The following is an 8187-nucleotide window of genomic DNA, read 5'->3' as shown; positions in this document are numbered from 1 at the left end:
GTCGATAAAACTTAGGATAATTGGCTTTCTCACCCTCACTATCGACAAATAGCCCATCCATCGCAAAATCTAATCCAACAACGCTTTCAATTTCCTTATTATCAATCTGCTTCTCGTACTCTGTAAGAATAGCAATATAGTATTTTCCTGATGCAGTCATTGACAGGGTACAAGATTTGATATTGTACCTCGAAGGAATTTCTCGATGTTGCTTGATTTTGACCATTTTTAATTTAGGTAATTTGATATGACCATCCAACAATTGAATATTACCGTTTACGACATTTGTTGTGTAGCTTTGCTTGTGTCGTTTACTTTTGAATTTTGGGAACTTGGCATTCCCTTTGAAGAATGCTTTATATGCCTTATCCAAGTTGAGTTGTGCGTTCGCTAACGCTAATGAATCTACTTCCTTCAGCCATTCATACTCTTTTTTGTACTTGGCGGGAGTAGGGGGCTTCACCTTTTTTAAGGCATCTTTATCCTCTTTCAATAACGCATAAGTTCCTTTACGTTCAGCTAACATCTTGTTGTAGACGAAACGAACACATCCGAATGTTTTGCGTATAATCAAGGCCTGTTCAGCTGTTGGATACAATCTGAACTTGTACGCTTTATTTTGTTTAGCCATATCACATCACCTCACTTTATCCCTTGAGTTTCCATATATTTTTTCACCACTTCAATAGGTGAACCACCAGTCGTCAACAAACAAAAACTTCTTGTCCAAAACATTTCTTTCCATAACTTTTTACGAACATGGGGAAAATCCTTCTTGATAAGCCTTGAACTGGCACTTTTATAGGCATTGATGAATTTTGATAATTCACTGTTGGGTTGTGCTTTGAACAAGATATGTATATGGTCGATATCGTGGTTCCATTCGACTAACGTGATATTATATTTTTCACTCAATGACACAAATTTATCTTTGGCATAGTCTGAAACGGTATCATCTATTACTTTCCTTCGATACTTCACGACTAACACAAGATGGTAATACATCAAGAATACTGAGTGATTATTACTATCTAAACTCATTGTTATATCAACCTTCATAATTTATAATACTGATTATACCATGTTGAACAAAAAAGGCAAAAAAACCTTTGGGCTGTCACCCAACCGAAATTCATCTCCCCCTTACCGTTGGGCTACGCCCTTCACACGCTTGAAGAGGGAGACTTCTTTCGAAAGTACGTTAAAATAATCATACGGTAAAATCCCCAAACACTGCATTGGTCATTCTTTGTAGATCATTCGGTGCCAATTCCACTTGGATTCCCCTTTTTCCGGCAGAAACGACCATGGTATCCAACGATTCAGCCTGTGCTGCCACGTAGGTTGGAAAGTGTTTTTTCATCCCAATGGGGGAACAGCCACCGCGAATGTAGCCAGTAATATTCTCCATATCCTTCACCGGCAGCATTTCAACTTTTTTATTGCCACTGACCTTGGCCAGTGCTTTCAAATCCAGTTCTTTTTCAGCCGGAATACAAGCAACAGTGATACCTGTTTTATCCCCTGTTGTGACCAATGTTTTAAAAATTTTCTCGTGTGGCTCCCCCGTTTTGTCCGCGGCTGTTATCGCATCTAAATGCTCCTCATCCCAAACGTATTCATGTACATCATAAGTAACTTTTTCTCTATCCAATAGGCGCATTACGTTTGTTTTTTGGACTTTTTTCTTTTTCATTTTGATTCCTTCCTTGCAATTTATTAATTTCAAACCCGAAATAAGCAGCTTTACGGTTGACACTCCTGATAAAAGTATCAAAATAAATGCATCGCTAAATAAATGACAAACGTTACAGTAATACTACTTAGAAGCGTAGAATAGAGCACCACCTGGGCATGTAACTCGGGTTCTACCTGGTATTCAAGCGCAAGCGTTGCTGTATTTCTTGACGTCGGAAACGAGCTTGCAATAAATAGCGATTGAGCCATGACGCCATCAATACCCAGCAGAAAAATAAACAGAAGCGCAAACGTTGGCCCTACAATCAACCTTCCTATCATGCTCCAGCCAATCACCCGGTGAAATGAATTAAATCGGATATTGGCAAGCTGTGCACCAAGCAGCAAGAGAGCTAAGGAGGCAAACCCATTTGCTAGCTGTTCAAGTGGAATTAAAGCAAAATTTGGAAGTGGAATGTGTAAAATTTGAAAGACAATTCCTAAAAGTAACGCATGGACAATTGGTAAACGCAAGAGTGATTTCAGTATATCTATTGCTGATTTTGAAGCAGAAATTAAATTATAAAGTCCATAAGTGTATGTAAGCAGATTTTGAAAGACAAGAATGATAATTTGCATAGATACGCCTAATGGATTTGTACTGAAAATAAGCTGACTAACAGGCAAACCATAATTCCCTGAATTCATAAGGGAAATGCTGTTTTTTAGAACTGTAACCTCCTTTTTCTCAAGCTTTAAAACCTTGGATAGAATCGTGCTAAGCAAAACTAGACTTGAAGAAAACAAGAGTAAATAAAAAAACAGTTGACCCATTAATTGATAATCAAAATCAGCTTGATAAATATTTAAAAAAACAGCTGCTGGCATAAAACAGTAGGTAATAAGATTGGCGATGGGTCTTAACTGAAAACAGAATTTCCTCTGCATCAGTGCACCAACCGCCATTAATATTAAAATCGGCAGTACTACATCCAGAAAGACAATGCTGATAAAACTCATATGAAGACTCCGTTCCAAAAATGGTTTGCATGACAATTGAGTCCCCTGACAAAGCGGTCACCAGGAGGGAGGCGCATCCATAAAAAAAGTTTGATTAAAAACGCTTCCATAGCAAACCAATTCATTGTTTACTACAATTTTAAGATAAAAATTTATATTATTCAAATTAATAATTATTATCAAGATCAATAAGTAATACTTATAATAAATATATGGTTTTTTCCCTTTAAACCAGACGATTTTATTTAAATATAAAAAACAGACGCAGATTCATTCCACGTCCATTTCCTCCGTTTACCTTACATTCATCTCACTAGGCTCCGGTCCTTTACGCTGATTACGGTCAAGCTCGGCCATCTTCTTCATATCTTCATTACTTAATTCAAAGTCGAACACATCAAAGTTTTCCTCAATACGAGACGGTGTGACCGATTTTGGAATTACGATGTTGTTATATTGCAAATGCCAGCGGATAATAACCTGTGCCGGTGTTTTACCGTATTGATCAGCAATTACCTTTACCTCTTCACTAGTTAAAACATCGCCACCACTCATTAGGGGACTCCATGCTTCCAGGTAAATATTATGCTTTTCGCAGAATTCCTTAAGTTCTTTTTGTTGCAGGAATGGGTGACATTCAACCTGGTTTACAGCCGGTACCACTTCACATTCATCTAATAAACGTTGTAAGTGATCAATATTAAAATTGCATATACCGATTGCTTTAACGCGTCCATCTTTATATAATTTCTCCAATGCCTTATAGGTCTCCACGTATTCATCATACTCCGGTGTCGGCCAGTGAATTAAATAGAGGTCCACATAATCGAGACCTAATCTTTCCAAGCTTGCATCAAATGCTTTTAGTGTATTCTCATAGCCGTGATCTGTATTCCAAACCTTTGTTGTAATGAAAAGATCCTCGCGTGGCACATCACTCTTTGCTAATGCTCGTCCAACTCCGTGTTCGTTTTCATATACTTTTGCTGTATCAATGGACCGATATCCTGCTTCTAGCGCTTTCGTTACAGCGGGCGTTGCCTCTTCATCTGGCACTTGCCACACGCCAAAACCCAACTGTGGCATTTTCAAGCCATTGTTTAGTGTTACATATTGCATTTCATCGACTTCCTTTCTTGCCTTAGTGAAGTTAGTTTATCACAACCCATCTGGAGAACCAAGCATCCGGTTCCACCGGCAGAGCTAATTGCTAGCCATTGCAATGCCAAACTTTTCGTTTAAACCCTTTTCACCCAAGGAAGTAATTTTCAGTGCACGGGAATTTGGTGTTTTTTGTATCCAATTTAACTCTAACAGGCGATCAAGCATTGCCTTTCCTACCGCCCCGGCCATGTGATGACGTCTTTCACTCCAGTCCAAACATTTATGGCAAAATTTACGACGGTTTTTCTTCAATTGGCTTATTTCAATTTGCATTTCGCTAAAAAATGCCTCCCCTTCGGTTGTTACATGAAATTCCTTTTGCCCTTCACGTAAAAACTGATTTTCCAATAAAGCATTTGTAAGTTTAACGCCCAGGCTGCCGGCAATGTGGTCGTAGCACGTTCTGGCACGCCTTAATGCTTCTTCCTCAAATGATTGTCTCAGTGACCTGACCTCAACCGGTGGCGCTATTTGTAAAAACGATTCCATTACTTGGGCAATTTCCTGATTACGGATCCCGTAGTACCGATGTCTGCCATGTGTTTCAACATCAATTACATTGGCCTCCACCATTTTTGCAAGATGATAGCTTGCTGTCTGTGGTTTGATACCAACCATATAAGCCAAATCACTGACCGGGTGAAAACGCCCATCCAATAAAATGGTCAAGATGGCAGCACGGGAAGACTCTGATACAAGTGTCGCAACTTTTGCTACATTGGCATTAGCCTTCACTTATCACACCTCCAATTTTACATCAATATGTAATCCATATTTCGATGATAATCGATCTATTAATGATTTACAATGAATGCATCACGAAACAAGGAGTGGAAAAATGCAACTATTGGAAACAAAAGTAATCAAACCAAAAATATTATATTACGGAACACCAGTTATCCTTTTGACGACACTTAATGAAGATCATACCATCAATATAAGCCCACTATCCTCATCGTGGGGATTGGGAAAATATATCATATTGGGCGTGAGTGTAGAAGGAAAGGCTCTTGAAAACCTGCAAAGACATCCGGAATGTGTGATTAACGTTCCACACCAGTCATTATGGAAAAACGTTGAAAAACTTGCCTCATTTACCGGTAAATATCCTGTACCCGCACAGAAACATGCAGCAGGATTTACATTTTGTAAGGATAAATACAAAAAAGGTGATCTGACACCTGGGGCATCAAACGTAGTCAAGCCAACAAGAATAATCGAATGTCCCATTCAGATTGAAGCTGAGGTTAAAAACATCCATATCCCGGAATATGACACTGTATTTGCCATTGTTGAAACAGAAATGCTGCAATTTCATGCCCATGAAACAATCATCAAAGGTGAAAACCACATTGATCCAATCAAATGGAATCCGTTAATCTATAATTTTCGGCATTATTTTGGTATTGGCAACGAATTAGGTAAAACATTCCGATCCGAAACATGACAAAACGCACGTTAGCGGCATAATTCGCTAACGTGCGTTTATTTTAGCTGTCACGTTTGCTTCTTGCAAAAGTATAACTACCTTCGTATCTTGTCAGCTTCCCTTCAGCAAGCCAATAGGTTATTGGAAACAATCGATCCAAAAAATAACGGTCATGGGAAACAGCAATGATGGTTCCATCAAACTGCTCCAATGCCTCCTCCAGCACTTCTTTTGACTCAATATCCAAATGGTTGGTCGGTTCGTCCAAGATAAGCAGATTGTGATTCTGATGGACCAGCTGTGCAAGCCTTAGCCGCATCTGTTCCCCGCCGCTTAAGTTCTTTACTTTTTGAAAAACGGTCTTCCCATAAAAAAGGAACTTTGCTAATATGCCGCGGGCTTCCCCTTCTGTGACATGAACCTGATCCCGAAATTCATCCAATATTGTCCGTTCACCATTCAGTTCAAGCATATGCTGGGAAAGAAAGCCAATCGATAGATTACTCCCCGACTCTACTACTCCTCCATCAGCTTCCTCGGTTCCTAAAATTATTTTCAATATGGTGGATTTGCCACTTCCGTTCTCCCCCACAATCGCGATCCGTTCTTGAAAACGGATATGCATACTAACATCAGAGAACAGCTCCCGCTTATCGAACCCTTTGGTGACACTTTCCATAACGAACACATCTTTACCACTGCGTTTATTCATTTGAAAGTCAAGATCAATCTTTTTCTGTTCCAGGATAGGCCTTTTCATGACTTCCATACGGGCAAGTGCTTTTTCCATACTTTTCGCACGACGATGCAGTCCATCATTAGGTGGATTTGCCCGATTAGCCCATTCCTTCAATTTTTTAATCGTTTCTCTCATCTTTTTTATTTTCTTTTGCTGGTCCTGATATTGCTGAAATTCCCGTAATAATCGTGCCTCGCGTTCCTTAACATAATCCGTGTAGTTGGTCGAATAACGAATAAGCTCTCCTTGATCCATTTCGAATATGGACGTTACGGTTTCATCTAAAAAATAGCGATCATGTGACACGATCATAACGGTCCCTGCGTATTGCCTTATGAAATCGGTCAGCCATTCAATTGCAGATAAATCCAAATGATTGGTTGGCTCATCAAGCAGTAGCAAATCAGGCTCAGTCAACAATAACTTAGCCAGCCCTACCTTTGTGCGCTCACCACCACTCAGTTGTCCCCAATCCTTCTCAGCTAAATCTGCTAATTTCAATCCGCTCATAATCCGTCGAATCCGTGAATCAATCTCATACCCGCCATCTTCCTGGAATTTCTCCTGCAGAGCTCCATATTTTTCAATGATGCGTGTTAGTTTAGCTTGATTTGTTTCGAATGCCATGGATTGTTCTAAATCCGTCATTTTCCTTTTTACTTCATTAACAGATGAAAATACATCATACAGGATTGTCTCCACTTTCTGCCCGTGATCTATCTCTGGCGATTGTTCTAAAAGTCCGACCGTTAACCCCTTTTTCCAAGTAACAGTCCCTGCTGCTGGTTCTGTCTTCCGTGCCAGTAAATCGAGTAATGTTGTTTTACCTTCCCCATTTCTTCCAATTAGACCGATCCGATCCCCATCGTTTATTTCACAAGTTAGGTCACTAAAAATAGTATTCGCACCAAAAGTTTGAGCTACGTGTTGTAAACTTGCAATAATCATCTTCTCTTCCTCCATATTGAAGAGACTCTGACCCTTTTAAACACAAAAAAGACGACAGAGAGTAAACACACTCCACCGTCTTTCTAACAATTCCGTTCGTGGATAGATGTCTCTTACTGGTATTTTTTCCATATATTCCTATTCAAAAAGTACATACGTACCCCTTGTACAGAAATATTGGAAAAAATCGCATAACGCATCCAAAGGTACTCTTTGAACTTGGTTATGCCACTACCAGTATGAATCATCCTATCCACCTCCTTTTTTGACTAGTATTTAGTTTATTGGAAAAATGGTTGGAAGTCAACTTTAGTATTACGACTTTTGTTCAATACCTGGTTGAAAAGGATTGGTGTAAAACGATTTCCGAAAAATATCATAGAGATTACGGAACTGAGCGAGGAAAAATTGATAAATTAGCGATTGAACTACCCACCGCTTAACAAAGATCGTTTAAAGCGGGGGATTCTGAAATAATCAGACGTACGTCTCTGTACGACCGCCTCCCATTCAACTAGGAAGCGGCTTTTCTGCTTTTTGATTTCGACAAACGTTTTTGTTCCAGAGCAAAGGATGTTCAGCTAAGAGCGCCACGTCCTGCGGCAACGCTGAACTAACCTGCGTCCTGCAGGCCAAGAGCACCTGGAACAAAGAACTCACCTGTATCGTGAAACCTGTCTACATCAAAAAGCTCTGAAAGATAGAATGCATGTGTACGCACTTCTTTCAGGTGGTTGGAAACGTACCTCCACTGCACCCAGTGATGCGCACCTATCATCTTCTCCGGTAATAGTGCACGCAACACTGGTGGAAGTTTTTCACGAAATCCCATTGCTCTTCTGGCGATTACATAACTTGCCGCCTGATGAATGGATATCCCGAATCGTTTCATGTATTTCATTTTGCCAATTTGGCTGGTGTAGGCTGGATTATTCTCATACACAGCCACTCCCATTTTTTCTGCTCTGGATTTAATGGCGGTTATCATTTTCTTATAAGCAAACATGGCCATGTTCCGGTTTGCTTTTTTATTGCCATATGGATTCGATACTTTGGAAGTGGTTGTATTGATTCTTTCCAAAGCAATTGGCTTGTTCGCTTTCAGGGCAATATCTACAACTCCAATCGCTTCAGCTTCGATGATCTTGGTAATTTGCCCTGACGTTTTGCCTTCCAGCTTAAATGGTAATGTGCAGGATGAAAGTAACTG

Annotated in this window: 10 protein-coding genes; 1 reads left to right on the top strand and 9 read right to left on the bottom strand. The window is 39.8% G+C overall.

Translation table 11 applies throughout. The annotated features are described in order from the left end of the window. The 6 genes from IEX12_RS22380 to IEX12_RS22355 form a co-directional block, all read right to left on the bottom strand. Positions 1 to 631: RNA-guided endonuclease TnpB family protein (locus IEX12_RS22380; protein WP_188725935.1), on the bottom strand; the 631-nt coding region annotated here is incomplete at its 3' end. Positions 632 to 642: 11 nt separating this feature from the next. Beyond that, positions 643 to 1041, bottom strand: coding sequence for an IS200/IS605 family transposase (gene tnpA, locus IEX12_RS22375; RefSeq protein WP_188725934.1), 399 nt, complete (start codon positions 1039 to 1041; stop codon positions 643 to 645). 169 nt (positions 1042 to 1210) lie between these two features. Beyond that, positions 1211 to 1696, bottom strand: a complete 486-nt coding sequence (gene ybaK / locus IEX12_RS22370; RefSeq protein ID WP_188725933.1) for a Cys-tRNA(Pro) deacylase — start codon at positions 1694 to 1696, stop codon at positions 1211 to 1213. Between the two features lie 77 nt (positions 1697 to 1773). Next, the gene (locus IEX12_RS22365) at positions 1774 to 2697 is read right to left on the bottom strand and encodes an AEC family transporter (protein WP_155554289.1); all 924 of its coding nucleotides are present in this window, start codon (positions 2695 to 2697) and stop codon (positions 1774 to 1776) included. Positions 2698 to 2991: 294 nt separating this feature from the next. Further along, entirely contained in the window at positions 2992 to 3816 is an 825-nt protein-coding gene (locus IEX12_RS22360; protein WP_088051149.1) for an aldo/keto reductase, read from the bottom strand. 84 nt (positions 3817 to 3900) lie between these two features. Further along, positions 3901 to 4596, bottom strand: a complete 696-nt coding sequence (locus IEX12_RS22355; RefSeq protein WP_102415962.1) for an ArsR/SmtB family transcription factor — start codon at positions 4594 to 4596, stop codon at positions 3901 to 3903. A gap of 103 nt (positions 4597 to 4699) precedes the next feature. Here IEX12_RS22355 and IEX12_RS22350 point away from each other — a divergent pair, with 103 nt between their 5' ends. Then, a complete protein-coding gene (locus tag IEX12_RS22350; protein WP_230856003.1) occupies positions 4700 to 5308 on the top strand; it encodes a flavin reductase family protein in 609 nt (202 codons plus the stop codon). Between the two features lie 43 nt (positions 5309 to 5351). Here IEX12_RS22350 and abc-f read toward each other — a convergent pair whose 3' ends face one another. The 3 genes from abc-f to IEX12_RS22340 form a co-directional block, all read right to left on the bottom strand. Further along, on the bottom strand, positions 5352 to 6977 hold the full coding sequence (gene abc-f / locus IEX12_RS22345) for a ribosomal protection-like ABC-F family protein (protein WP_088051152.1): 1626 nt from the start codon (positions 6975 to 6977) through the stop codon (positions 5352 to 5354). A 113-nt stretch (positions 6978 to 7090) separates the two neighbouring features. Further along, the gene (locus IEX12_RS23985; protein ID WP_371871425.1) at positions 7091 to 7225 is read right to left on the bottom strand and encodes an RAxF-45 family protein; all 135 of its coding nucleotides are present in this window, start codon (positions 7223 to 7225) and stop codon (positions 7091 to 7093) included. A gap of 365 nt (positions 7226 to 7590) precedes the next feature. Beyond that, the coding region (locus IEX12_RS22340; RefSeq protein WP_188725932.1) for an IS200/IS605 family accessory protein TnpB-related protein at positions 7591 to 8187 on the bottom strand (597 nt) is incomplete at its 5' end.

This window comes from Lentibacillus populi (genome assembly GCA_014642895.1).
Lineage (GTDB): Bacteria > Bacillota > Bacilli > Bacillales > Amphibacillaceae > Lentibacillus_C > Lentibacillus_C populi.
The sequence above is the reverse complement of the archived record's forward strand: the minus strand, read 5'-3'. Positions and strand labels throughout refer to the sequence as shown.

Excerpts from the sequence above, each read along its gene's own strand:
- IEX12_RS22360 (WP_088051149.1), bottom strand. The coding sequence starts at position 3,816 with ATGCAATATGTAACACTAAACAATGGCTTGAAAATGCCACAGTTGGGT.
- IEX12_RS22350 (WP_230856003.1), top strand. The coding sequence starts at position 4,700 with ATGCAACTATTGGAAACAAAAGTAATCAAACCAAAAATATTATATTAC.
- tnpA (WP_188725934.1), bottom strand. The coding sequence starts at position 1,041 with ATGAGTTTAGATAGTAATAATCACTCAGTATTCTTGATGTATTACCAT.
- IEX12_RS23985 (WP_371871425.1), bottom strand. The coding sequence starts at position 7,225 with ATGATTCATACTGGTAGTGGCATAACCAAGTTCAAAGAGTACCTTTGG.
- ybaK (WP_188725933.1), bottom strand. The coding sequence starts at position 1,696 with ATGAAAAAGAAAAAAGTCCAAAAAACAAACGTAATGCGCCTATTGGAT.
- IEX12_RS22365 (WP_155554289.1), bottom strand. The coding sequence starts at position 2,697 with ATGAGTTTTATCAGCATTGTCTTTCTGGATGTAGTACTGCCGATTTTA.
- abc-f (WP_088051152.1), bottom strand. The coding sequence starts at position 6,977 with ATGATTATTGCAAGTTTACAACACGTAGCTCAAACTTTTGGTGCGAAT.